This is a genomic window from Ligilactobacillus pabuli, from assembly GCF_022836475.1.
GTDB classification, from domain to species: Bacteria; Bacillota; Bacilli; order Lactobacillales; family Lactobacillaceae; genus Ligilactobacillus; species Ligilactobacillus pabuli.
Map to the genome: position 1 here is coordinate 102,114 of NZ_BQXH01000001.1, position 25,121 is coordinate 127,234.

Genomic DNA, 25,121 nt, shown 5'->3' on the forward strand with positions numbered 1-25,121 from the left:
ACAATCTGCAAAAATGACAGTAGAAAGTTTTTTTATTTGTCGGCTCTTAATTGAGCAACTTGATCCTTATCAGGAGTTACAAACAACGTTTTTTGTCCTTCATAAATCACAAAGCCGGGTTTGGCACCATTTGGTTTATGAATATTTTTGACTGGGACATAGTCGACGGCCACATTAGCTGAAGCACGACCCTTTGAAAAATAAGCAGCTATTTGAGCAGCTTCTAGGAGGGTTTGCTCGCTTGGGGCTGAGTCATGGATAATGACATGGGAACCGGGAATATCTTTCACATGGAGCCAAATTTCGCTCTTCTTGGCAGTTTTTAAAGTTAAACGGTCATTTTGCAAATTATTTTTTCCGACTGAGATCAAGACACCATCGCTGCTAACAAAACTAGCAGGCTGACTCAGATTCTTTTGTCGTTTCTTTTTTTGGTTCTTCTTTTGCTGCTTTAAATAACCCTGTTCTTGTAATTCTACTTTAATCTCAGGCAAATCTCCCGGATCAGCTAATTCAATCGTTGCCTGTAATGATTCCAGGTAATTGATTTCTGCTTTGGTCCGCTTAATTTGTTCATTTAAATAAATTACAGCGTTTTTAAGCTTCTGATAGCGTTTAAAATACTTTTGCGCATTTTGAGAAGGACTGATTTGATTTGAGAGCGCGATCTTAACAGGTTTTTCATTATCATAGTAATTAGGGAGCGTAATTTCGGTCATGCCGCGTTCAACTTGATACAAGTAAGTCGTCAATAGTTCACCCTTAACTCGGAAAGTATTAGCATTAGCAGTTGCTTGCAATTCTTTTTCCTGCTTTTTTAATTTACGCCGATTTCTGCGCAAGTTATTGGTAACAACTTTAATTAACACAGAACCCTGTTGCTTAACACGGTCACGTTGCGCTTTATCCTGATAATAGCTATCTAAGAGTTCACTTAAAGTTGAGAATTCAGCTTGAATACCCATTTGGGCAGGAGTGAAGCTAAAAGCAAGTTGCTTGCCTTGCTGGATAATAACGGGCTGTGGATGAAGCGTTTGCTCTAAAAAGTCAGTCATCGTTGATTCAGGGGAGCTATCAGCTGCTGCATGTAACGTATCCGCTAACTGGAGACCTGAAAGGCGCGAAAATCCTTGATAAGTTGCACTGAGTTGTTCAGCGAGGACATCACGGTTAGGATAATTCTCCAGCAATTCAGCAATCTGGTGCTGCTGTTCAAATGGATCAAGTTTATCTTGTTTAGGCGGAGTCCGGTAAGTTGACCCAGGCAAGAGCGTCCGATAACGATCTTGCTGCATTGAGACGTGTTTAATTGCGTCTAACACTTTATTTTGATTGGAATCAATTAAAATTACGTTACTATGACGGCCCATAATTTCGACGCTCAACATTAAAGTTATTTGGTCGCCTAATTCATTTCTACGAGTAAAATTAAGATAAATTACCCGGTCATTTTGTAATTGCCAAATTTTTTCAATTTGTGCACCATCCAAATACTTACGCAGCATCATGGTAAAATTTGTCGGTGTTTGTGGATTTGCGTACGGAATTTTAGTGATTTGGATCCGCGCGTAATTAGGGTGAGCAGACAGTAAGAGGGGATAATTTTGCCGATTAGCACGAATCGTTAAAATTACCTCATTTGAATACGGCTGTGATATTTTCGCAACACGGCCACCAGTTAGCAGCGTTTGCAGTTCGTTAACCATGGCATGTGCAAATAAGCCATCAAAAGCCATCACCAACACTCCTTTGTTTTTCTAGATTTGTATCTTATCTATTTTAACCTTTATTTTAGGCAGGGGCAAAGTAATTTGCATGTTGTAACAATCAAACGCAAAGATTATGAACTTAGGGGGAATAAAACTTGTTTGTCATCGCTATTAGTTGTAATATACAATTAACATTAAAATTGGAGGCGAAATAGTGAAAGCGAGTTTAACAGTTTTACTAGAAGTGCAAAAAGATTATACGCAATTGTTAAAAAAACTGACCCGACAGCATACTTTAACAGTCGCTGAATGGCAACTGCTGCAAAATGTGGTTGACGGGCAAGATACCCAGGCCGAACTGGTCGCAACAACGCAGTTAGATGTTTCCACCTTAAGTCGGCAGCTTAGCCGCTTAGTTGAAAAGAAAATGTTGACGATCAAAAAATTAGGCGAAAAACCAACGACCCGGAAAAAGTACCTGTATCAGATCACCAGCCAAGGCCAAGCTGCCTTAGACGGGATGAATACTGACTTTCAAACAATGAACACTGAACTATTTTCGCAGTGGACAGAAGAAGAACAAAATTTACTCAAGATTTTGCTTAACCGGCTAAAAACTAGCTTTGACCGAATCGAAAACTAGCGAACATGCTTGGAGTATGGTAGCATTAAAAACGCAATTATTTTATTAATTATGTAAACAAAAGATCAAAGTAGGTGTACATTTATGAAAATAGCTGTTGTCACAGATAGCACGGCTTATCTTTCACCAAAACAAATAGAAAAATATAATATTCATATCGTTCCCATGCCAGTCATTATTGATGGCAAAACCTATCGTGAAGGTGTTGATCTCACAACTGATCAATTCTACGATAAATTACGGACGTCAGATTCATTTCCCAGTACTTCACAGCCAGCTGTGGGTGAATTAGTCCAGATGTATGAGAATTTAGGGGACCAGGGCTATGATGTCGTGATCAGTATCCATTTGGCTGCTACAATTTCTGGTTTTTATAATACATTACAAACTGTCGTAGCTCCACAGGTTAAAAACACCAAGGTGATTCCATTTGATTCAGAAATCACGGTGTTACTGATGGGTTATTTAGTAATTGAAGCTGCACGAATGGCACAACGCGGAGAAACTCCAGCGACAATTATTAGCCGTCTAGAACATTTACGTCAAACACAAGACGAATACTTCGTCGTTGATGATTTACAAAATCTGGTTCGCGGCGGACGGTTATCCAATGCAACAGCTTTTATTGGGAGTGTTCTTAAAATTAAGCCAATTCTAACGTTTGATGAAGAAACTGATCAAATCGTTGCATTTGATAAGGTTCGTTCCACTAAGAGAGCTCTTAAACGCGTTGAAAGCTTATTTGAGGAAAAACTAAAGAAGGTCGATTATCCAGTCAGGATGATTATTATTCAAGGTAATGATGAAGAAGCAGCTATAAACTGGCAGCAAAAATTAGCCAAACAATACCCTGACTTTACCATTGATATTAGTTATTTTGGCCCAGTCATTGGGACACATTTGGGTGAAAAAGCCTTAGCCTTAGCTTGGATGGAAGACATCGATAAGTAACTGAAAAAGGCTAGATCAGCAAGCAAAAAGGATTAAGGCTTTGACAGCTTAATTAAGTTTGGATTAAGAAGAACTATCTGCCTTTCATTTTGCAGATTTACTTGATTATAATAAGTTTATTGTCACTGTAAATTAGCAAAGGAAGGGATTAATTATGTTGAATCGCGGACTTAACGTTTCCACTGGTTTAGTTGGAATTGTTTATGTCTTGAGTGAGATCTTGTACCAGATCGTCGTCTGGTGTTTGATGAGTTTTAATAAAATGTCATACTTAACTGCCTTCAAATTTGCTGATCATCGGGGCTTCTTTTTTACGTTTATTCTTGGTTTAACTTGTGTTTTGTCCGTCATTAGTTTGATTGCACTGATCAGTAATTTAATTTTATTTACGCGAGCTGATTTTTTCTTACGGATCTTGTTAACGCTCAGTGCGTTCTTTTTACCGTACTTGCACGGACAACTCACCAGCAGTATCTTAAGTGAATTCTTGTTTGTTACTTTTTTCTTACTGTACTTAAATAAAATTAAGGGACGCAAACAAGACTTTAAACAGGCTGAGTTTAAGAATTATAAGCAATTATAAACTGTTAATTAAAGGAGAACTATGAAAACATTTAAATCAATCATGAGTTGGATCATGCCAATTGTTTTGGGGCTTTTGATCGCCGAACTAGTCAGAGTTTTCTTATTTACACCAGTTAAGGTCGACGGGTCGTCCATGTATCCCAACTTGCAGTCTAGTGAGTATGTAGCATTACTTAAGCAGGCCAAAATTAAGCGAGATTCGGTGGTTGTGTTCCATGCTTATGGAGTTGATCACCAGAACTTAACGCTAGATAAAGATACCAAATATGTCAAAAGAGTCATTGCTTTGCCGGGTGATCGAGTAGAATATAAAAACAACGGTGATTTATACGTTAACGGCAAATTCCAATCGCAAAGTTATATTACTAAAGCTCAGCAAAAGCAAGGAACGCTTGAATTAGCAAGTAGTTTAAACGCTGCACCAGCGGTTCATTTAGGGACAGGTCAGAGTTTTAAAGTTCCTGCCGGCAAATATTTTATGTTGGGTGATAATCGGGCCGAGTCAAATGATAGCCGTTATTATGGCTTTGTACCACGAGGAAAGATTTTAGGTGTAGTTAAAGTTGCTGTGTGGAACAATAAACGAAATGCAATCAATTCATTTGCAACTAACTAAGTTCAAATAACTAACAAAAGGTCGATGATTTCTGATCGGCTTTTTTGTTTGGAAAAAATTTTGGAAAAATATTTTGGAATGAAGTAACAACAGAGCTATTAATAATTTTAAAATAGTGTAATAAAAGTAATGTAATTAAGTTTCACGCTAAAATAAATATCTTGGGGGCTGCTGGGGCGGTTTTAATTTATAACCCTACTTTCGATAATGTATATTATGTAAACTAGAATGAAGAAAAAATCATCAGGGACCCCCCTCAGATTTGCTGTTAATCTCTGGCTCATTATTATTAAAACAGTGTTTTTAAGCTGTAAAACAGGAATTAAACGTTCAAATAGTTGGCAAAATAAAAAAATAAACAAAAAAGTTAAAAATAATTTGTCCAAGCAGCAAAATTTAGTTTAAAAAAATTGCGCGTCAGCCATAAAATTTGCTAAGCTAACTAATTTTTTGCCTTAAATTCAGTATTTTAACCATTTTTTGTCAAATTTAGCTCATAATAACGTATTTTGAGCAATTTGAAACTTGACGGATGATTTAAGATGACTCAAAGCAATTTTTGCTGGCCGTTTCACTGATTTAACGCCAATTAGCGTAATATGCCAACGCTTATCGTTAAAATCACTAATGAATGCTATTAAAACGGTACTTTAAGCTACTTTAATCACTAAATGGTAAAAGTACCTGTAGTTTGGCTCAAAAGTTCGTCAGCAGTCATAATTAACGCTTTTTAAGGTCAAGTAACTTAATTACAAGTAATCGTTGCTAATAAAGACTTGAATTTTGGGCTTGAGCCTTAATATAATCGATTGCGACCACCAAAGCTACGATCAGTTGTTCGTGTGCTTGATCTTGTGCGGCTTGTTGGGACATGGAAATTTCATAAGTGTCACCCCAAGAAAGCCATTGTTTATGAATTGACGCAATTTCGACATTATGCTCTAAAATGGTAAAATTCATCGCAAAAATATCGCCTTCGACCGTAATACTTTGGGGACTAAAAGTATAATGCGGTTTGAGGATAGAAAAATCTTTCTTAATTTCAACGGTTAGTTGGTCATTAGTTTCTACGATAAATTTTGGTAAAAAAGCCAGGATCTTTTTAGTGATCGTTGCAACAGTTTGCTGCAATCGATCTTTAAGTTCAAATGTTTTTGGCGCACTGAATAAACTGCCCTGAACATAATAGTGGACATTTTGTTCGTCGTCTGTGATCGTGAACTTCTCGCCGGCACTAAATATTTTTTGCTTAACATATAAATTTTTCATCAACTTGCCCTCTTTTTTGAAAATAAATTGTTGTCTTCAGTTTAACATGTTTGGCTGCTGAAATACATTTAAAATAAAATTGTGGTATACAAAAAGGCTGAATCACAACGATCCAGCCTTTTTATGTGTCATACTATTCTTCTTTTTGTTCAGGCAGTTTAACTTCCAGCCAGATTGGTTCGCCCTGTGATTCGCTATCTAAAATAAAGGAACCATTTGAGTAACGGTCGTTAACTGGATGGTCAAACGGATCTACAACGACCCTTTCATTATGGCTAGTTGTAATATACAATTCACAATTTGCTGGTAACAATGCTGCTAATTGAACGCGATGCGGAGCCTTTTTTAATTCACGCAGAATTTGTACTCCTCGTCGTGCTCGAGTAGTTTCTGGGACAGCATTCGCCTTCATGCGCTTGAATGAACCGCGCTGAGTGATAATTGCGAGGTCATCAGTCTCATGCACTAACATAACACTTGTTAAGTAGTCATCACGCAAGTCCATGTTCTTCACACCTGCTGCTTTAGCGCCGCTGGTAGGAACATCGGCTAATGAATAACGCAGACCATAACCACTATAAGAGGTACAGAAGACTTGTAAGTCAGTGTCTTCTTGTGCCTGATAGTCAATTAAGATGAGCTCATCCGAAGTAGTTTTTAACTTCATGAAGACGCTGGCTCGTGACTTATAGGTCCGACCTGGTTTCAAATCAGCTAATTCAGTTTGTTTGATAAAGCCCTCTTTTGTGGCAAAAACAAACTTACCGCCCTGCTTTAAATCTTTAAAGCAGTAGGCTTGCAGTACGTATTCGTCGTTTGCTAAGCCGACTGTTTGCGACAGATGTTCACCAGTATCTTTCCAGCGTGTTTCCGTTACATCATGGACCGGCCGATAAATCATATTACCTTTATTAGTAAAGATAAAGAGATGGTCTAAGGTATTCACTGTGGCAGTGTAAATCACTTGATCTTCATCTTTAAGTCCGTTTTCATCTGGACCAGAGGCTTTGAATGAACGCAGAGATGAACGTTTAACATAGCCATCATGTGAGACCAGTACTTTAACATCTTCTGCTGCAACCATAACTTCAGTTTCAATTTTAATTTCTGAAATTTTATCCTGAATTTCGGTTAAGCGTGGTGTCGCATATTTTTTATTGACAGCTTTTAATTCTTTTTTAATGACTTTGTCTAACTCTTTAGGATCAGCCAAGATTTTTTGCAACTGTTGAATTTTTTTAGCTAATTCTGCAGCTTCAGTTTCTAAAGCAGTCACATCGGTATTAGTTAACCGGTATAATTGTAAAGAAACGATTGCTTCGGCTTGCTTTTCACTAAAATCATAAGCTGTGATCAAATTCTGCTTAGCGTCTCGTTTATTCTTAGATGAACGGATCGTGTGGATCACTTCATCTAGGATTGAAAGAGCTTTGATCAGCCCTGCCACAATATGCTCACGTTCTTGCGCTTTGTTAAGGTCAAATTGGGTTCGTTTAGTTGTAACATCGCGTTGATGCTCGATATAAGCGGCTAAGATCGTTTTTAAGCCGACATGTTCAGGCCGTTTGTGGTTAATAGCCACCATATTAAAGTTATAAGAGACCTGCAAATCAGTATTCTTAAATAAATAATTTAAGATCCCAGTTGCGTTGGCATTTTTCTTCAATTCAACGACGATCCGTAAACCTTCTCGGTCAGTCTCATCGCGAACTTCTGCGATACCTTCCACTTTTTTAAGTAAGCGTAATTCATCAATTCTCTTGACTAACAGGGCTTTATTAACTTCATAGGGAATTTCCGTGATGACGATCTGTTGTTTGCCGCCACGTAATTCCTCAATGCTGGTTCTTGAACGTAGTATCGATTTACCCCGACCTGTCTCATAGGCCTTCTTAATGCCGTCTTTTCCTTGTAAAATCCCACCAGTTGGAAAATCTGGTCCTTTCACAAATTGCATTAAGTCAGCTAATGAAGCCTGCGGGTGGTCAAGCAAGTAGACCGCCGCTTCAATTGTTTCACCCAAATTATGAGTAGGAATTGTAGTTGCGTATCCGGCTGAGATCCCAGTTGCACCATTAACTAACAGGTTAGGAAAACGGGCGGGCAACACTGTTGGTTCATATTCAGTATCATCAAAGTTTAACACCATTTCTACGGTGTTTTTATCGATATCTCGTAACATATCACCGGCAATTTCAGAGATTCGCGCTTCAGTATACCGCATCGCAGCTGGCGGATCTCCATCCATCGAGCCGTTATTTCCGTGCATTTCAATTAAAGGCTGGCGTAACTTCCAGTCTTGACTCAAACGAACCATCGCTTCATAAATCGATGAGTCTCCATGCGGATGAAAGTTACCCATCACGTTTCCGACTGATTTCGCCGATTTTCTAAAGGCCTTATCAAAGGTATTGCCATCTTGATTCATTGCGAATAAAATGCGCCGTTGAACTGGCTTTAGTCCGTCACGAATATCTGGCAGTGCTCGTTCTTGGATAATATATTTTGAGTATCGTCCAAACCGCTCACTCATTACCGCTTCAAGTGAGAGTTCTTGGATGTTATTGTGTTGTTTAGTATCTGTCACTGACTCTCACCTCACTTCTTGCTATTCTTGGACTGTGCTAATTTCTGATCAAACAAGTTTTCATGCTGCTCAGAAACCTGAGTTGGATCGCCATGTGCTCCCTCAACTGCGACAGTATCCAATAAGCTTCCGTCTTCTTCCAAAGAGAATTTAACATTTTTTTCGATCCATTTTCGTCGTGGTTCAACTTTGTCACCCATCAATGTCGTGACCCGTTTTTCGGCTAAGGCATTATCATCGATTTTGACCCGGACTAAGGTTCGTGTTTCTGGATTCATTGTTGTTTCCCATAACTGGTCAGCGTTCATTTCACCCAGACCTTTAAAGCGTTGCAATAGGTAACCTTTACCCATTTCTTTGCTGACCTGGTCAAGTTCTTCATCTGTCCATGCGTAGCGAATCTTGTCCTTTTTTTGGACCTTCTTTTGTAGTTTGTACAAAGGCGGCAAAGCGATGTAAACTCGTCCAGCATCGATCATTGGACGCATGTACTTATAAAAGAATGTTAGCAATAGGATCTGGATGTGTGCTCCGTCGGTATCGGCATCGGTCATGATCACGATTTTGTCATAATTAGCGTCTTCGATGTTAAACTCAGCACCAACGCCAGCACCAATGGTATAAATCATGGTATTGATCTCTTCATTTTTAACGATATCTTGCAGCTTGGCCCGTTCCGTGTTTAAAACTTTTCCACGTAAAGGTAAAATTGCTTGGAACTTCCGGTCGCGTCCTTGCTTGGCGGAGCCGCCAGCGGAATCCCCTTCGACTAAGAAGAGTTCATTTTTCTTAGCGTTTTTAGATTGAGCCGGAGTTAGTTTACCAGAAAGCAGTTGTTCCTTTTTCCGGCGTTTTTTACCATTGCGGCTTTCATCTCTGGCTTTCCGTGCTGCCTCACGAGCTTCTCTGGCCCGTAATGATTTGCGCACTAGGTTTTGGGCAAATTCCCCATTTTCCATTAAATAGTAATTTAGTTGTTCTGCTAAAACACCATCGACAATTGTTCGAGCTTCCGGCGTCCCCAATTTTTCTTTGGTTTGTCCTTCGAATTGCAGCATTTCTTCTGGAACACGGACCGAAATGACTGCTGATAATCCTTCACGAACGTCGCTGCCTTCCATATTTTTATCTTTTTCTTTTAACAAACCAACACTGCGTGCATAGTCGTTAAAAGCTTTGGTCCAGGCTGAACGCATTCCGGCTTCATGGGTCCCGCCATCCTTAGTTCGCACGTTATTGACAAAGGACAACAAGTTTTCGGAGTAACCATCATTATATTGAGCAGCTACTTCGACTTCCATCCCTTGTTTGGAACCGTCAAAGTACATCACATCGCCAATCGTATCTTTGTCTTCATTGAGATAGGTCACAAATTCTTTAATACCTTCTTCATATAAAAAGATATCTTGGTGATCTGTGCGCTCATCAGTCAATGTGATCTGAACACCCTTCAATAGGTAGGCAGATTCACGTAACCGTTCGGCTAAAACGTCATAATGGTAATGGGTCGTCGAAAAAATGCTCGGATCCGGTTTAAAAGTCACTTTGGTTCCACTAGGACGTTTGGTCTTACCTAGTTTCTTAAGGGTTCCCACTGGTTGACCGCCATTTTGGAAATCTTCTTCGTATTCGACCCCATCACGAACAGTATTGACAGTTAAGCTAGACGATAAGGCATTAACGACTGATGCACCAACCCCATGCAGACCACCAGAAGTCTTATAACCGCCTTGGCCGAACTTTCCGCCGGCATGCAAGACGGTAAAAATAACTTCCACGGTGGGGATGCCGGTAGAGTGCATCCCCACCGGCATTCCACGACCATAATCACAGACAGTGATCGAGTCATCGGCATGGATCGTCACATCGATCTTTTTGCCATAGCCAGAGAGTGCTTCATCGACGGCATTGTCGACAATTTCATAAACTAGGTGATGTAATCCGTGTGTATCAGTTGATCCAATGTACATTCCGGGACGCTTACGTACTGCTTCTAGTCCCTTCAGGATCTGGATCGAATCATCATTATATTTAGGTTTTGTCATTGAATTTTCAAATCCCTTCACGCTTAAAAAGTCGGTTCATTCTTAAAAATGTTCCGACAGACTTTTTATATCATAACCCATTTATAGCTGCACTGTAAAGTCATCCCTCTGCCAATCAACTAGCCGGTAATGCACTATGACCGACAAATTTACTAGCATTTCACGTAGAATTAAATTGCCCCTAACTCAATAAACTGCTAGAATTAAAAGGCAAGAGAAAGGAGGCCAAACTGTGGATTTAAATATTATTTGGATGCTTCTAATTGGTTACCTGCTAGGTTCGATCCCATCCGGTGTCTGGATCGGGAAAATCTTCTTTAATAAAGATATCCGTAATTTTGGTAGTGGTAATATGGGGACTACCAACACTTTCCGTGTTCTTGGTAAAAAAGCTGGGATCGTTGTGCTGTTACTAGACATGTTAAAAGGTTCAGCAGCTGCTTTATTACCCTTAATGTTTCATTCAAACGCGAATGCCTTATTAATTGGACTTTCAGCTATCTTTGGGCATGCTTTCCCATTATTTGCTCATTTTAAAGGTGGCAAAACTGTCGCAACTAGTGTCGGGGTCTTAATGATTTATAACTGGCAATTTTTCTTATTAGCCTGGGCAATCTTTTTGATCACCATGTACGTAACTAGTATGGTCAGTGTGGCTAGTATGATCGGTTTCACCCTGATCACGATCAGCTCTTTGTTCTACCACGATTGGGTCTTAACAGTAGTGGCATTAGTCCTAACCATTTTTGTGTATGTCAGACATTGGAGCAACCTCGGTCGAATCGCACGAGGCGAAGAAAATATGGTTCCATTTGGCTTCGGTTATCGTCGCCGGCAGAAAAAGAATCACTAAGCATCACTTAATTATGAACTAAAAAATAAGCTGTTGTTTCCCAGCCAGTTAATGTGGCGGAAACAGCCAGCTTATTTTTTTATCTTTTAAAAGACTGTAACAGAAAAGCCAGCCTGGAACTCCTGCTTAGGTGCTAACTGATTGATCGCAAATTTATGGGTCAAGTCGCCATCAGCATCTTGAGGATCGGCTAAGCCCCACCATGGTTCAATGCAGACAAACTGACCATCAGCCGGATATGAAGACCAAAGACCGACGTACTTAGCGTCCTTAGTATTGATCTTGACCCCGTGTTGTTGAGCTTGATCTTGTAAGGTAATGATTGTTTTTTCTTGTTCCAAATTATAGATCAACGCGTCATCTTTAAACAATTCCCGGCTAACAGCCAAATGAGCTTCATCTACCGCATATTCAGCTTGAGGATCAGTTAAACTATTTGCTAATGGAACACGTTTCCGACTCTTAGCCGGAGCAAAATCGATCTCATAATCAGTATATGCTTCACCAGGAACCAATGGAGCCCGGAAAGCCGGGTGAGCACCGATTGCAAAATATAAGTCGCTGTCTTCTGCTGGATTATAAACCGAGTAATCTAAGCTTAATTCAGACGCCGTTAAAGTATAGGTCAAGCGTAGTCTGAAGTCGAAAGGATACTTGGCTTTGGTTGCTTCATTTTGAGTAAGCTCAAACACTGCGCGAGAACCATCATTTTCAATCACAGTGAAATCTTGGTCCCGGGCAAAACCATGTTGAGTCATCTGGTATTCTTGCCCGGCAAAATGATAGGAATCATTCTTCAACTTACCTTCAATTGGAAATAAAACTGGTGAGTGGCGCCCCCAATATTTAGAATCGCCAGACCACATGTAATCAATGCCGCTGTCTTTAGCGACTAAACTGCTTAATTCTGCTCCGTGTTCATTGATCACTGCACGAACTTGTTTGTTTTCAATGATAACCGCCATGATAGTTCCCCCGTTTTTTTCTTGTCTGAGTTTACAAAATATAGTGTGCTAAATCTTTATCAGCTGCAATTTTACCAATTTTTTCTTCGACATAAGCTTCGGTGATCGTAATCTCACCCATTTGCATGTCTGGGCCTTCATATAATAAATCTTGGAGCAAACGTTCTAAGATCGTGTGTAAACGACGGGCACCGATATTGTCGGTATCACGGTTGACTGCAAACGCAATTTCCGCGATTTTATGGATTGCTTCGATAGTGAAAGTGACCGAGATATTGTCAGTCTGGATCAAGGCAATATATTGTTTGATCAAGGCGTTAGTTGGTTCGGTTAAAATCTTGACAAAATCATCCGCACTGAGATCATCTAGTTCGACCCGAATTGGAAAACGGCCTTGTAATTCAGCAATCAGATCCGATGGCTTGCTTTCATGGAATGCTCCAGAAGCAATAAACAAGATATGATCAGTGTTAACTTGACCGTATTTAGTCTTGATCGCAGACCCTTCGACGATTGGCAAAATATCGCGTTGGACCCCTTCACGGGAAACCTCACCGGAATTTTGTTTTGACTGGGAGGTAATTTTGTCAATTTCATCGATAAAAATGATCCCAGTATTTTCTGCACGGTGAATGGCAGCTTCGGCTAAGTCAGCGGTATTTACTAATTTTTGAGATTCTTCTTGAACTAGTACTTCACGCGCATCGCGGACAGCCATCGTGCGTTCGACCTTCTTTTTAGGCGCTAAAGCATTCAAAGCTTCACCCAAGTCGATCCCCATTTGGTTTAACATGTCGGATGAACCGGGGTTCTTGCGGCTAGGGTCGTCAACTTTAATGGTCACTTCATGATTTTCCATCTGACCCCGACGCAGTTTTTCGCTGACTGCTAAACGCTCATTGCGAATTGCATCCGTGACTTCCCCGTTTCCATCATCTTCATCTTTGTGCCCATTAGCAGGAAGATGTCCATTTTGGAGATCTCTCATCATTTGCATAAAGTTTTCTTCTTGTTCTTGGTCAGATCTTTGCTTAGCTGGGACTAAGAGCTTCACCAAGCGTTTGTCAGCGTTAGCGACTGCTTCACTGCGAACTTCGCTAAATAAGCGTTCCTGTTCCATTTGATAAGCAGATTCTACCAGATCACGGACCATCGATTCCACATCGCGGCCGACATAACCGACTTCGGTAAACTTGGTAGCTTCAACTTTAACAAATGGTGCATGTACGATTTTCGCTAACCGACGGGCAATTTCCGTTTTACCGACCCCAGTTGGTCCGATCATTAGCAAGTTTTTTGGCGTGACTTCTTCTTGCATGTCTGCCGGTAGCTTCATTCTGCGGTAACGATTTCGTAATGCGACGGCAATTGCCTTTTTTGCTGCGTCTTGGCCGATCACATATGCATCAAGTTCCTTGACGATTTGTTTTGGTGTTTTATCCATTGCATCCATCTTTTAGACGGTCAAGGCTTCAAACCTTGACCTGTCCTCCCTTCATTGGTCAGTTGCTTAAAGTTTTTTTCCTAAAGTTTCTGTGATCACATTATGGTTGGTGAAAATATCGATGTCGCCAGCGATTTCTAGTGCCGCCTGGGCGATTTCGGTCGCTGACATTTCAGGAGCGTGTTTGACTAACGCCACCGCGGCTGCTTGCGCGTAATTACCACCAGAACCAATGGCTAAGACATCTTCATCCGGTTCGATCACCTCACCAGAACCTGAAACTAACAACAGGTTGTCTTGATCCATCACGATCAATAAGGCTTCCAGTTTTTGTAATTGCTGGTCACCGCGCCATTCCTGGGCTAGTTCAACGGCGGCCCGTTGCAGATTGCCGCTATACTGATTTAATTTTTTATCAAAACGATCTTCTAAGTTAAAGGCATCCGAAACCGTACCGGCAAAACCGACGGCAACTTTCCCATCATAGATCTTATGAATCTTGTGGGCCGTACCTTTCATGATGACTTTTTCGCCCATGGTAACCTGACCGTCGCCAGCCATGGCAGTTTGTCCGTGGTGTCGGACTGCACAAATTGTTGTCATTATTGTTTTCCTCCTCAAAGATTAGGTTGAATTATTTAAGCACGCGGGAAAAATTTCCGGTAGTTTTTTTGGAGATTTTCCGTGGTGACATGCGTATAGATTTGCGTGGTCGATAAGCTGCTGTGTCCAAGCAATTCTTGCACGGCCCGTAAATCTGCCCCATTGCTCATTAAATGTGTTGCAAAAGTATGACGTAATTCATGGGGATGAATTGTTGTGTGTAAGGTACTTTTTTTCATGATCTGTTTTAAAATATAAGTGACACCTGCTGCGGTTAGCGGATCCCCATAATGATTAACAAAGACAAAGTCATGTTCTTTGTGGTATTTTTCCATTAACGGTGCTCTAGCCTGCAAAAAGTACTTCTTTAAAGCTCGTTCACAGTATTTTCCAAAGGGGACGTAACGATCTTTACCGCCCTTACCATGTAATAACATGGCATGGTTATCAAAGTCAACGACAGGCATCGTTAAGCCAGTACATTCCGAAACCCGCATCCCAGTGGCATATAATGTCTCTAGTAAGGCATTATTCCGCAGATCTATGGGAGTGTCGCCTTGTGTCGCAGCAAATAAGGCATCCATTTCCTTTTCATAAAAAAAGTGCGGTAAGGCCCGTGAATGGCGTTTAAGCTGCACATACATAAAAGGATTACTGTCGACTTTACCATTTTTTAATAAGAAACGGTAAAAGGAACGTAAACCGGAGATCATCCGAGAAACACTGTTTTCTCGGTAATTTTTTTCGTATAAATAACTCATATAAACGTGGACGTCTTTTTCTGTGACTGCTGCAAAAGAAGTGGCCCCGCCATTTTCTGCCAAGAATTGGCAAAAGTCTCGAATGTCATCGCGATAGGCCTTCACGGTTTCGCTAGAATATTGGCGTTCGTAGTTTAAGTAATCTTGATATTCTATGAGCCATTCTTTTTCCAAACTGTCGCCTCCTCAAAATACAAGTTAACTGTATTTTCCTATAATGGTCAAAATTAGTCAAGGAAACTCCGGCGGTTTTGCAATTTTCTTAATTTTTTCACAAACTACGGCTGGCTGGAGCACTTTACTAGCACGATGCTAACTTTAATTTAAAAAAATTCGGCTCAATCTTTTGTGATGCTTTAAACTTGCTATCCAAAAACCGCTTTACTCTTGCTGCCTCTGAGTAAATCGGCTGATATAAACGAAATTAAACTACCAGTGCAACTGAACTGGATACTAAAACTCTTGCTTGCTTTTTGCTGACCATGACTATGGCTCAGATCAAGCGGAAAGATACAAAGACCATTGAGCTGAGGTGAAGCTGATAAAAAAGCTAAAAAAATAACCGTCCTTTAGTCTAGTACAAACTGCGGGACGGTTAATTTTTTTTTGACTTGTTATTTTATTTTTGTAATGCTTCTTCGTAATCGCCATTCGGGCACTTAACTTGGGCACCTTTTTTGGACTTCTTATAAACTAAGAAGTGGTCACACTTCGGACAATTCCGTCCGACTGGTTGGTCCCAAGAAATAAAGTCACAGTCTGGATAACGGTCGCAACCGTAAAATAATCGGTTCTTCTTTGATTTACGTTCAACGATCTCACCTTTTTGACATTGTGGGCAAGTGACTCCAATCTTTTTAACGATAGCCTTAGTGTTTCGACAATCTGGAAAACGACTGCAGGCGTAAAATTTACCGTAGCGTCCGAGTTTGATCAACATTGGTGCTCCGCAGACCTCACAGTTGAAGCCGGCTGGTTCGTCTTTGATCTTAACTTTTTCCAACTTTTGTTCTGCACTTTCAACTTCTTTTGCAAACGGCCGGTAGAATTGGTCGATCACTTGGACCCATTGTTGCTTCCCCTCTTCGATCGCATCCAACTCATCTTCCAGGTTGGCGGTAAAGGTCACGTCTAAGATATCTGGGAAGCATTGGGTGATCATCGAATTTACGATTTCCCCGAGCTCAGTCGGTAAAAACTTCCGGGCACTTAACTTAACATAGTACCTTTTTTGAATCGTATTTAACGTTGGTGCATAAGTTGATGGTCGACCCACACCATTTTCTTCGAGTGTTTTGATCAAAGTCGCTTCAGTATAGCGAGCTGGCGGCAGAGTGAAATGCTGGCTCGGATCAGTGGCAGCTAAAGTCACTTCATCACCTTCAGCGATTTCTGGTAACAAATTATCTTTACGTTTCGAGTCGGTATATACCTTGGTATAACCAGGAAACTTCATTTTTGAACCGTTCGCTCTGAAAGTAGCTCCATTTTGAACGAGGTCAGCCCGTACGGTATCAACAATGGCTGGTGTCATTTGACTGGCAACAAAGCGTGACCAAACTAGAGAATATAACTTCATCTGGTCTTTACTCAAATACTTTTCCAATGACGCTGGTGTCCGGTTAACAGACGATGGTCGAATCGCTTCATGGGCATCCTGAGCATTTTCGGCTAATTTACCAGCACGTGGTTTAGTCGCAGCATATTCAGCTCCGTAGGTTTCACTAATAAAACTGGCAGCCTCGTGTTTAGCAATGGTAGAGATCCGTGTCGAATCCGTCCGCATGTAGGTGATCAAACCCACGGCACCGCCTCGACCAATGTTGATTCCTTCATACAGCTGTTGAGCAACCATCATTGTCTTTTGAGTTCTAAACTTTAAGGCGTTATTGGCTGTTTGCTGCATGGTTGAGGTAGTAAATGGTAAAGCCGGGAAACGTTTGCGTTCCTTTTTTACCACTTTTTTTGCAGTAAACGGAGCCTGTTTATCAATTTGTTTGAGGACTTCTTGAACCGCGTCATTGTTTGGCAAAGCTGTTTTTTTACCAGCTAGGCCATAAAAGGCAGCATCGAATTTACTGCGCCCTTTTTTAAACTTAGCATCAATGTTCCAGTATTCTTCTGGTTCAAATGCTTTGATCTCATTTTCACGCGAAATGATCAAGTTTAACGCGATCGACTGAACTCGGCCGGCTGACAAGCCTTTTTTAACTTTCGACCATAATAAAGGTGAAATTGAGTAACCCACTAAGCGGTCTAAAATACGGCGCGCCTGTTGGGCATCAACTAGATCCATATCGATCGAACGCGGATTTTTAAAGGCGTTTTTAACGGCCTCTTTCGTAATTTCGTTGAAAACGACCCGGTTTTTATCTTGTGGATCCAAACCTAATAAATAAGACAAATGCCAAGCAATTGCTTCTCCCTCACGATCCGGATCGGCTGCGAGATAAACATGTTTGGCTTTTTTAGCTTCTTTGCGAAGTTCCTTGATTACGTCGCCCTTACCCCGAATGGAGATATAGTGCGGTTCGTAATCATTCTCAACGTCAATACCCATCTTACTTTTGGGCAAATCACGAATGTGACCTAAACTGGCCATCACCTTATAGCGTGAACCTAAATATTTTTCAATAGTTTTAGCTTTAGAAGGTGATTCAACGATCACTAAATTTTTTTTAACTTTTCGTGTTGTTTTTTTCTTTTTTGTTTTGGCTTTTGGCTGTGTGGATGTCGGCAAAACGTCCCACTCCTTTATCTAAATTGAATTTTAACGATTATTTTTTACTGGGTAATTTAACTATTCGAAATCGATAACCATGTTATGCCTTTCCAGAACGCTTTGTCAAGGGATTTAAAAAATCTTCAAGAATATCTTGGCTGGATAAGACCGGTTTTGCCCCCGCCTGGATCAGTTCATTACAGCCGACAGACGCGGGACTATCGATCCGTCCGGGAACGGCCAAAACATTGCGATTTTCTTGTAAGGCCAGGTTGGCTGAAATCAAGCTGCCGCTGTGATGTTTGGCTTCAACCACCAAGAGACTGCGGCATAAACCGGCAATGATCCGGTTGCGAGCAGGAAAATGATAGGGTAAAGGTTGTTGGCCTAATGGATATTCGGTTAGCAGCAGCCCCTTTTGAGCAATCAATTCCTGTAGTTTTTGATTGGTGCGCGGATAAGCTAGATCAAGCCCGGTTCCGATCACCGCGATAGTTGGTGCATGATGGCTGAGCGCAATTTTATGAGCTAAGCTATCGCTGCCTGCAGCTGCACCGCTAACGATGGGGATTTGCTGGGCACACACCTCACCTAATAAGCCGGGCAAGAATGCATTGACATAAGAGGTCATTTTTCGCGCCCCCACGACTGCTAAACTAGCCGGCTTTAATAAGTTTAATTGTCCACGATAAAATAATACCAGCGGAGGCTGATAAATTTCTCGTAACTGTGGTGGATACTGGTCATCAAGAATGGTTAGGATCCCCGTTTGTCGGCGATTGGCCTCCATTTGTTGGGAAACCTTCTCAGAGTGAAAATCATGTAAAAACTTCCGTAAATTACTGCGTGTCCCACTAAAGAGTTGGGCTAATTCCGCTGCATGCGGGGCACGCTGATAAATTTTTAGAAATTGATAGAGCCGATTTTCTCCGGCCATTCCCACCCCTGTGCATAAGTGTACTCGTAATAAAAATGATCGTTGATCCATTAACATCGCCGCCTTTTTTGCCTTTATCTTAGAAGATACGCAAAAAAAGCCGATTTTAGTTTTTTAAATAAGATTTTATTGGTTCAAAACTGCGCCGATGGAGGGGCGTAATGCCAAATTGTTCAATGCCAAACAAATGTTCCTTGGTGCCATAACCAGCATTTTTTTCAAAGCCATACCCCGGATAATCCTTGGCATAGTCTGCCATTAGCTGATCTCGGGTTGTTTTTGCAATAATACTAGCTGCACCGATCGAAACGGAACGTGCATCACCTTTGATCAATTTTTTCTGAGAAATTTTAGTATCTAATTCCATCGCATCGATCAGTAATTGATCTGGCAGTAGACCAAGGTCGTTCACAGCACTACTCATCGCCTGGCGAGCAGCTTCATAAATATTGATCGTATCAATTGTCTGGTTATCCACGACCCCGATCCCAACAGCAACAGCCTGCTCTAAAATCAAAGGCGCCAAGTGCTCCCTTTTCTTTAAACTAAGCTGTTTTGAATCGTTAACTTCATATAAATTAAAGTCATGCGGCAAAATGACGGCAGCTGCCACTACCGGTCCCGCTAAAGGTCCGCGGCCAACTTCATCAATACCTGCCACCAATGGCCGACCTTGAGCCCAGGCTTCTTTTTCAAAACCCAAACGCCTTACAAAGTCTGCTTGAGCTTGCGCCACTTTAGTTTGACGTTTCTGAAAACTATGGACTAACTGTTGGACCCCCCGGCGTTGATCAGTCGCTAGCTCGTTAGCAAAATCTGCGGCTTGGGTGAGGGAGTTTTGTTCCAGCTGTGCTAGTCTTTTTTTTAGTTCAGCAATACTTAATTGCGTTATATTTTCCTTAGCCATGCGGCGTGACTTCACTTTTAGGAGTTTGGATCGTCTGAGGCACAGGATCTAAGGTATACCGCCCTAATTTTTCTTTGCGAATATCTTGGATCAACCGTTGGCTTCCACGGTCATAATCATCCCGAAAACCTGCATTTTTGGTCAACGCTAACAAGGTTTGTACATCCGTATCTGCCATTTCAGCTGCGGTTAAGCGGTAACGCTCTTGCAGTTTTTCTGGTGCATGGGCTTTAAAAAACTCGATGGCATATAGGGCAATATCATCGTCATGAAAGAGTTGGTCTTTAATGGCCCCGGTCAACGCTAATTTTTTGCCGACTAACGGATCTTCAAACTTAGGCCATAAGATTCCGGGAGTATCCAATAATTGCAGATTTTTACCGGCTTTTAGCCACTGCTGACTCTTAGTCACCCCGGGCTTATCCCCGACAATAGCGACGTTCTTTTTCACCATATGGTTTAAGAGCGTTGACTTGCCGACATTAGGGATCCCGATACACATCGCACTGACTTTCTGGGAAATGATCCCTTTTTCTTTTCTTTTAGCTAATTTGTCGGCCAAAACTGTCGAAATCTTTTGTTCGATCACTTTCAGCGACCCATTGACACTGTTGACCGCTACGGCTGGCTGACCTGTACTTTCGTAATAGTTAAGCCAACGGTTGGTTTCTTTAGCGTCAGCCAGGTCCATTTTAGTTAAGATAATAATTGACGGTTTATTTTCTAAGATATTTACTAATTCCGGGTTCCGTGATGATTCCGGTAAACGTGCATCGACCAGTTCTAACACAATGTCGACTGTTTTTAAATTTTCTTTGGCCTGGCGCAAAGCCTTTGCCATATGGCCAGGGTACCATTGAATAGTTGCCATACTGTTCCTCCTTGTAAAGTGCTAGTTAAACGGCTAGCACAAAGCTTTCATGGTGTATTATACACGGCTCGAACTATGAAACCAAATTGCGGGTGAGCTTTGGTCGCGAATAACACCTCGGTTTAACACAGAAAAACACCCCTTTTAAACCTCAGAAAAACTCAAAGTTTAAAGGAGTGTTCGCTTGATTGTATAAAAAATTGGTTAACGGACTGCTTTAATTGCCGCCTGATATGCACGGTCTGAATGCTCTAAATAGTTGCCAACTGCAGTTTGTAAACTGTTGATCGTTTGAGCATCGGCAACTCCTGAGGCAGGCAAATGCTGGTCAGTCTGGAATTTTTGCAGCGCTGTTTTGGTTTGACTACTAAAGTAGCCGTCAGTTCTTCCAGGCTGATAGCCGAGAGCTTGCAAGAATTTTTGCAAACTGGCGATTGGTTTAGCAACTTCATTTTCATGATAAGCTTTTTTAGTGTCGATCATTGCTTGATAAGCGATGGCTGGATAATCAGCCTTGACCGTTGGCTGCAAGCCTTTTTCATGAATCCACGTACCGTCAGGTGTTAACCACTTCGCAATGGTTAACTTCAATTCAGTCTTATCATTAAATGGCATTGCATTTTGGACCGTTCCCTTGCCAAAGGACTTCGTACCGATCAGTTTGATCCCAGCTGATTGGTGTAGAGCAGCTGAGAAAATTTCTGCCGCACTAGCTGAGCCGCCGTTTATTAATACGACGGTTTTTTCATGAACTTTGAACCCATCATCGTATTTTTTGCCAGCTTTGTAAACTTCTGGTCGACCGTTTTTTTGCTGGACTTGCATAATTGTTTTTCCGTCTTTCAAAAACATGGAAGACATTTTCAAAGCCTGGTCCATTAGGCCGCCTGGATTATTACGCATGTCGATCACAAAGGATGTCGCACCTTTTTTCCGTAAGCTTTGAATCGTTTGTTTCATTTCTTTGGCAGTACTTTCAGAAAAAGTAGTGACTTGCAGATAACCGACATGTTTGTCTTTAGCATCAAGTCGGCCAGCAACTGTTTTCACTGGGATTTTAGCCCGTTTAAAAGATTTTTCAAAAGTGGTATTACCACGCTTAATGGATAGTTTAACGGTGGTCCCTTTTTTACCTCTAATTAAGGAGACTGCTTTGTTTAAAGAGTAACCTTCTAAGGATTTCCCATCGATTTTTAAAATGATATCCTTGGCCTTTAAACCGCCTTTTTCTGCCGGAGTACCAGCAATTGGGGCTACAATTTGGATTTGTTGTCCATCCTTACGAACCTCAGCTCCAATCCCAGTAAAACTAGCTGAAATTGTGTCATTTAAAGATTGGGTCTCATCCTTTGACATGTATTCTGAAAATTGGTCATTTAGAACATTCACCATGCCATTTAAAGCACCATCTTCTAGCTTAGTTTTGCTGATACCTTTGTAATAATACTGGTTTAATGTATTAAAAACTGTGTTGATTTTGCCCAAAGATTGGTTGGTTCTTTCCACCGCTTGTAAACGCTGATTCATGACTACATATACGCTGCCTCCACCGATCACAGCTGCCAGGATCACTGTGACCAGCAGTGTCACCCAGCTAAATCTTTTTTTAGGTTGTGTCTTTTTGGGACTTGTATTCTGCGTTTCTTTCACCATTCCTAGCCCTCTTCCTGTGAATTTACTGCATTTTTTCTAAATATTGCTGCCATGCATCATCAAAAATTGTCATGCTTGGCAGATAGTTACCATTTAACTCTAAATATTGTGAAAGAGAGTCGTAATCTGTGGCTTGTTTTGGAAAAGATTGGTCATAAAAAGCATTGTTTGCAAATTGTGCCACTTCACTATAATCATCAGGATCACGTAAAGTCATTAAAAAACGATAAAAAGTCATTGTGATCATTAGTTATCCTCCCCTCCAAGCGGAATTAAAATTCTAAATCTGATGTCATCTTTTTTTAAGTCAAGCTGCTGGCCCTTCGCCTGAATTCCTTGTTTGGTTTTGACTTGATTCAAATTCAGCACGATTTCTGATTTTTTGGGGGAAATTTGAACAGCTGGACCGGCCTTAAAACGATTCTTTACATAGCTTAAGATGAAACTCTTTGGAGCATTGAGTGAGCCAATTGCCACTGATTTAATTTTTAGCAGGATATTTCCATCTTTGTTTAGTGTCGGTTTAGCATATAAAGTAAAGGAGATCTGGTCACCAAAGACTTTCGTCGTCCCGATTAAAATTGCTGACTGATCTAGGATAAACTTGTATTGAATATTATTTTTACCCTTTTGCTGATGATTTAAATAATAATTAACCGCACTGCTGAGCTGTTCTTTGTTCATTTTAACGTCAATTGCAGTTGCTTGGTCTGCCGGCAACTTAGTCTCAACCACTTTTTGTACATCTTGCCCTGGAGTATAGACTTTTACTAGTACAACGGCGGTTAAGGCAATCATCAATGCTAGTAAGGTCGTAAAAGCAATTTTCCAAGGATCACGCTTCCGACTACTCTTTTTCCGTTGTGTTCGTTGACTGTTAGTTTTCATTAGTTGACTCCTTTAACCAGCTGTCTCTGTGTTTCTGCATGACTTGGTATAACTTATTAGTCATTAATTGGTACCCTAAGTCATTGGGATGAAAATGATCATCCGGAGACAAGTACTTATTTTTTTCGGTTGGATCACTTAAAATTTTCTCGAGGTTCTTATTCTTAGTGCGACTGAGGTCTGAATTAACTTTGCGTTCAAGTTGAGTCTTAGATTTGCCATAGTATTGACCTTCTGATAATTGGCGATTCACATCTACAAAATACGCACTACTAATTTGAGAGGCCTGAGTTTGTGCTGCTTGGTTCCATTCGTCGGTATATTTTTGCAAAGCCGTCATATTCGGAAAATAAACGTAAAATGGATCATACACTGAAAATAAGAAAATCGGCGCAGTCGGGTTAACTGCCCGAACATCGGTGAGTAAAGCAGTCAGATCCACCTGATAACGGTCTTTTGCTTCAGCCATGTTCTTACTAAAATGATTAGATGATAAAGACTTAAAATTAGCCTGTAAGACATGCATTAAATCGTTACCACCGGTCGTGATCGTAATTACGTCAGCTTTTTTTAAACGGTTTTGAATGGCTGGTTGTTGGTCTAAACGCGTCTTAATTTGGTTAGTTGTATCGCCCGTTTTCCCAAAATTAGCAGCATCGACTTGTTTGGCATCTTTTTTTAGCAAACGCTGTTGAATCAAATAAACATAGCCGCCTCGTTGGCTGGTATCTCCAACTCCATGTGTCAATGAATCACCCAAACCGACTAAGTTTAGTTTTTTGATCCGCGGATCAGTGACTTTTTTATGTTTGACCGTCTGTTGTGAACTAGCCGTTGGTTGAGGCAGTTGCTGTTGTTTGGGACGAAATACGAAATAAAAAATTACAAAAAAGATTCCGCTAAGAACCAGCAAGGTTAATAAAAACTTGCCGACCTCAGTTATTTTCTTCATGAAACCCACCCTTATTCAAAAAAATTTACATGTGCTAATCATAGCACTTTCACTTTCAAGATTGTAACTATCTCGCCGTAATTTGGTTAATTTACAAATATCTTATTTTATTGGTGAACCTTTATAAACAAAAAACACTTTTCACCTAAACGCGGGTAAAAGAGTGTTTAATGAACAATTAATTAGGAGCCTTAAACAGCAACAGGGGCCTTAATAGCTGGAGCGGGATCGTAATCAGTCACCTTAATGTCTTCCATTGTAAAATCCGCTAAATGTTTTTTAGCTGGGTTCAACCATAACTGTGGTGCATCTTGCGGTGTCCGAGTCAGTTGTTCTTGGACTTGCTCAAAATGGTTGCTGTAGATATGGGCATCACCTAAAGTGTGGACAAATTCACCAACCTCTAAGCCGGTTTCTCGTGCAATTAAGCTGGTCAATAAGGCATAACTTGCGATATTAAACGGTACACCTAAGAATACATCACCACTACGCTGATATAACTGACAACTTAATTTGCCGTTGACCACATAAAATTGGAATAAGGTGTGGCATGGCGGTAAAGCTGCTGAGGGAACATCTTCTGGGTTCCATGCCGTTACGATCATTCGTCTTGAGTCTGGATTGGTTTTGATAGTATTGATAACATCTTGAATTTGATCGATCGTGTCATGGTTACGTGTTTGCCACCGGCGCCATTGTGCCCCATAGACATCGCCTAAATTACCATATTTTGCCGCAAAATCGTCGTCAGAAACAATTCGCTGACAAAAAGCCTTTTTTTCTTGTTGATAAAGCTCATTAAAATCCGCATCAGTTTGTGACCGCAAACCAAAATCGGTCATATCTGGTCCTTGATATTCTGGACTCTTGACCCAGTTTTCAAAGGCCCATTCATCCCAAATATGATTTTTATGCTGCAAGAGAAATTGGATATTGGTATCTCCATGTAAAAACCACAGTAATTCACTTTTAATGAGGCCAAATGGGACTTTTTTGGTTGTTAACAACGGAAAACCTTGGCTTAAATCAAAGCGCATTTGGTAACCAAAAAGACTTTTGGTTCCTGTTCCTGTCCGATCGCCCTTGAAGTTTCCATGATCTAAGATATCTCTGATCAACTGTAAGTATGGTTCTTCTACTTTTACCATTTTAATCCTCCC

Annotated in this window: 23 protein-coding genes; 6 read left to right on the forward strand and 17 right to left on the reverse strand. The window is 40.8% G+C overall.

Features of this window, described 5'->3' with window-relative positions; all coding sequences use genetic code 11:
• Nucleotides 1-32: 32 nt before the first annotated feature.
• Nucleotides 33-1,736: an NFACT RNA binding domain-containing protein gene (locus LPAF129_RS00510; RefSeq protein WP_244053940.1), complete on the reverse strand. Its 1,704-nt coding sequence runs from the start codon at nt 1,734-1,736 to the stop codon at nt 33-35.
• A gap of 187 nt (nt 1,737-1,923) precedes the next feature.
• Here LPAF129_RS00510 and LPAF129_RS00515 point away from each other — a divergent pair, with 187 nt between their 5' ends.
• The 5 genes from LPAF129_RS00515 to LPAF129_RS00535 all read left to right on the forward strand — a co-directional run bounded on the left by LPAF129_RS00515 (nt 1,924) and on the right by LPAF129_RS00535 (nt 4,909).
• On the forward strand, nt 1,924-2,352 hold the full coding sequence (locus tag LPAF129_RS00515; protein WP_244053942.1) for a MarR family winged helix-turn-helix transcriptional regulator: 429 nt from the start codon (nt 1,924-1,926) through the stop codon (nt 2,350-2,352).
• An 84-nt stretch (nt 2,353-2,436) separates the two neighbouring features.
• A complete protein-coding gene (gene fakB / locus LPAF129_RS00520) occupies nt 2,437-3,303 on the forward strand; it encodes a DegV family protein (RefSeq protein ID WP_244053945.1) in 867 nt (288 codons plus the stop codon).
• A gap of 154 nt (nt 3,304-3,457) precedes the next feature.
• A complete protein-coding gene (locus LPAF129_RS00525) occupies nt 3,458-3,886 on the forward strand; it encodes a hypothetical protein (RefSeq protein WP_244053947.1) in 429 nt (142 codons plus the stop codon).
• Between the two features lie 21 nt (nt 3,887-3,907).
• The gene (lepB, locus tag LPAF129_RS00530; RefSeq protein ID WP_244053949.1) at nt 3,908-4,504 is read left to right on the forward strand and encodes a signal peptidase I; all 597 of its coding nucleotides are present in this window, start codon (nt 3,908-3,910) and stop codon (nt 4,502-4,504) included.
• Between the two features lie 228 nt (nt 4,505-4,732).
• On the forward strand, nt 4,733-4,909 hold the full coding sequence (locus tag LPAF129_RS00535; protein ID WP_244053951.1) for a hypothetical protein: 177 nt from the start codon (nt 4,733-4,735) through the stop codon (nt 4,907-4,909).
• Nucleotides 4,910-5,269: 360 nt separating this feature from the next.
• Here the strand turns inward: LPAF129_RS00535 and LPAF129_RS00540 are convergent, their stop codons facing one another.
• The 3 genes from LPAF129_RS00540 to parE form a co-directional block, all read right to left on the reverse strand.
• The gene (locus tag LPAF129_RS00540) at nt 5,270-5,773 is read right to left on the reverse strand and encodes an LURP-one-related/scramblase family protein (RefSeq protein WP_244053952.1); all 504 of its coding nucleotides are present in this window, start codon (nt 5,771-5,773) and stop codon (nt 5,270-5,272) included.
• Between the two features lie 133 nt (nt 5,774-5,906).
• Nucleotides 5,907-8,306: a DNA topoisomerase IV subunit A gene (parC, locus tag LPAF129_RS00545; RefSeq protein WP_244054142.1), complete on the reverse strand. Its 2,400-nt coding sequence runs from the start codon at nt 8,304-8,306 to the stop codon at nt 5,907-5,909.
• Between the two features lie 65 nt (nt 8,307-8,371).
• Nucleotides 8,372-10,405 (reverse strand): DNA topoisomerase IV subunit B, encoded by a 2,034-nt coding sequence (gene parE / locus LPAF129_RS00550; RefSeq protein ID WP_244053954.1) that lies wholly within the window; start codon nt 10,403-10,405, stop codon nt 8,372-8,374.
• Nucleotides 10,406-10,637: 232 nt separating this feature from the next.
• On the opposite strand from parE, the gene plsY reads away from it, so the two are divergent.
• The gene (plsY, locus tag LPAF129_RS00555) at nt 10,638-11,258 is read left to right on the forward strand and encodes a glycerol-3-phosphate 1-O-acyltransferase PlsY (RefSeq protein WP_244053956.1); all 621 of its coding nucleotides are present in this window, start codon (nt 10,638-10,640) and stop codon (nt 11,256-11,258) included.
• Between the two features lie 86 nt (nt 11,259-11,344).
• Here plsY and LPAF129_RS00560 read toward each other — a convergent pair whose 3' ends face one another.
• The 13 genes from LPAF129_RS00560 to LPAF129_RS00620 all read right to left on the reverse strand — a co-directional run bounded on the left by LPAF129_RS00560 (nt 11,345) and on the right by LPAF129_RS00620 (nt 25,109).
• Nucleotides 11,345-12,223, reverse strand: coding sequence for an aldose 1-epimerase family protein (locus tag LPAF129_RS00560; protein ID WP_244053958.1), 879 nt, complete (start codon nt 12,221-12,223; stop codon nt 11,345-11,347).
• Nucleotides 12,224-12,254: 31 nt separating this feature from the next.
• A complete protein-coding gene (gene hslU, locus LPAF129_RS00565; protein ID WP_244053961.1) occupies nt 12,255-13,676 on the reverse strand; it encodes an ATP-dependent protease ATPase subunit HslU in 1,422 nt (473 codons plus the stop codon).
• 57 nt (nt 13,677-13,733) lie between these two features.
• Complete coding sequence (gene hslV, locus LPAF129_RS00570) at nt 13,734-14,270, reverse strand: HslVU peptidase proteolytic subunit (RefSeq protein WP_244053963.1); 537 nt, start codon at nt 14,268-14,270, stop codon at nt 13,734-13,736.
• 35 nt (nt 14,271-14,305) lie between these two features.
• Nucleotides 14,306-15,205 carry a tyrosine recombinase XerC gene (gene xerC, locus LPAF129_RS00575; RefSeq protein WP_244053965.1) on the reverse strand — a complete coding sequence of 300 codons (900 nt, stop codon included), beginning with the start codon at nt 15,203-15,205 and terminating at the stop codon, nt 14,306-14,308.
• A 445-nt stretch (nt 15,206-15,650) separates the two neighbouring features.
• Entirely contained in the window at nt 15,651-17,771 is a 2,121-nt protein-coding gene (gene topA / locus LPAF129_RS00580) for a type I DNA topoisomerase (protein WP_244053966.1), read from the reverse strand.
• Nucleotides 17,772-17,853: 82 nt separating this feature from the next.
• Entirely contained in the window at nt 17,854-18,741 is an 888-nt protein-coding gene (gene dprA / locus LPAF129_RS00585) for a DNA-processing protein DprA (RefSeq protein WP_244053968.1), read from the reverse strand.
• A gap of 55 nt (nt 18,742-18,796) precedes the next feature.
• Entirely contained in the window at nt 18,797-19,597 is an 801-nt protein-coding gene (rnhB, locus tag LPAF129_RS00590) for a ribonuclease HII (RefSeq protein ID WP_373875017.1), read from the reverse strand.
• On the reverse strand, nt 19,590-20,468 hold the full coding sequence (gene ylqF, locus LPAF129_RS00595; protein WP_244053971.1) for a ribosome biogenesis GTPase YlqF: 879 nt from the start codon (nt 20,466-20,468) through the stop codon (nt 19,590-19,592). The genes rnhB and ylqF overlap by 8 nt, the downstream gene beginning before the upstream one ends.
• Before the next feature lie 204 nt (nt 20,469-20,672).
• On the reverse strand, nt 20,673-22,121 hold the full coding sequence (locus tag LPAF129_RS00600) for a S41 family peptidase (RefSeq protein WP_244053973.1): 1,449 nt from the start codon (nt 22,119-22,121) through the stop codon (nt 20,673-20,675).
• A 22-nt stretch (nt 22,122-22,143) separates the two neighbouring features.
• Nucleotides 22,144-22,368 (reverse strand): YozE family protein, encoded by a 225-nt coding sequence (locus LPAF129_RS00605; protein WP_244053975.1) that lies wholly within the window; start codon nt 22,366-22,368, stop codon nt 22,144-22,146.
• Nucleotides 22,368-23,009 (reverse strand): YpmS family protein, encoded by a 642-nt coding sequence (locus LPAF129_RS00610; protein ID WP_244053980.1) that lies wholly within the window; start codon nt 23,007-23,009, stop codon nt 22,368-22,370. The genes LPAF129_RS00605 and LPAF129_RS00610 overlap by 1 nt, the downstream gene beginning before the upstream one ends.
• Nucleotides 22,999-23,961, reverse strand: coding sequence for an SGNH/GDSL hydrolase family protein (locus LPAF129_RS00615; protein WP_244053982.1), 963 nt, complete (start codon nt 23,959-23,961; stop codon nt 22,999-23,001). The genes LPAF129_RS00610 and LPAF129_RS00615 overlap by 11 nt, the downstream gene beginning before the upstream one ends.
• Nucleotides 23,962-24,152: 191 nt before the next feature.
• Nucleotides 24,153-25,109 carry a thymidylate synthase gene (locus LPAF129_RS00620; protein ID WP_244053984.1) on the reverse strand — a complete coding sequence of 319 codons (957 nt, stop codon included), beginning with the start codon at nt 25,107-25,109 and terminating at the stop codon, nt 24,153-24,155.
• Nucleotides 25,110-25,121: the final 12 nt, after the last annotated feature.